Source organism: Mycobacterium sp. 1245499.0, from assembly GCF_001673615.1.
GTDB classification, from domain to species: Bacteria; Actinomycetota; Actinomycetes; order Mycobacteriales; family Mycobacteriaceae; genus Mycobacterium; species Mycobacterium europaeum_A.
Genome location: NZ_LZMG01000256.1, coordinates 1 through 728, shown reverse-complemented (window position 1 = coordinate 728; position 728 = coordinate 1). Strand labels below are relative to the sequence as shown.

The 728-nt window shown below is 63.9% G+C and carries 1 protein-coding gene; it reads right to left on the bottom strand.

Features of this window, described 5'->3' with window-relative positions; genetic code table 11:
* Positions 1–111 precede the first annotated feature (111 nt).
* Positions 112–728 (bottom strand): class I SAM-dependent methyltransferase (locus tag A5646_RS14460; RefSeq protein WP_067022233.1); only part of this gene is annotated, 617 nt, incomplete at its 5' end.

The following is a 728-nucleotide window of genomic DNA, read 5'->3' as shown; positions in this document are numbered from 1 at the left end:
TTCTTCCGCAAGGGTGTCACCAATGTGGGGCAATTCACGTTGGTCAAGTAGGGCGGGACAAGTCGGCCCCGAACGGTTCACCGTTCGGGGCCGATTGCTTTACTGGGCCGGTTACTTCTCCAGCGTGAACTGATTGACGTCGGTGTAGCCCGCACGGAACAACTTCGCGCAGCCGGTCAGGTACTTCATGTACCGGTCGTAGACCTCCTGGGACTGGATGGCGATCGCCTGCTCGCGATTGGCCTCGAGTGCCTCGGCCCACAGGTCCAAGGTCCTGGCGTAGTGCAGCTGCAGCGACTGGACGCGGGTCAGGTCGAAGCCCGCGGTCACTCCGTACTCGCCGACGGTCTGCGGCGTCGGCAGCCAGCCGCCGGGGAAGATCTCGGCCAGGATGAACTGCGAGAACTGCACGATTTCGTGGGTCAGCTTCAGGCCCTTGGCCCGCGCGTCTTTGAACGACGGCCGAACGATGGTGTGCAGCAACATCACTCCGCCGGGCGGCAGCGCCTGGTAGGCCATTTTGAAGAAGCGGCCGTAGCGCTGCCGGCCGAAGTGCTCGAACGCGCCGATGGACACGATGCGGTCCACGGGCTCGTGGAACTTCTCCCAGCCCTCCAGCAGCACCCGCCGGCTGCGGGGGGTGTCCATCTGATCGAAGGACTGCTGCACGTGCTCGGCCTGGTTTTCCGACAGTGTGAGGCCGACGACGTTGACGTCGTACTTCTCGA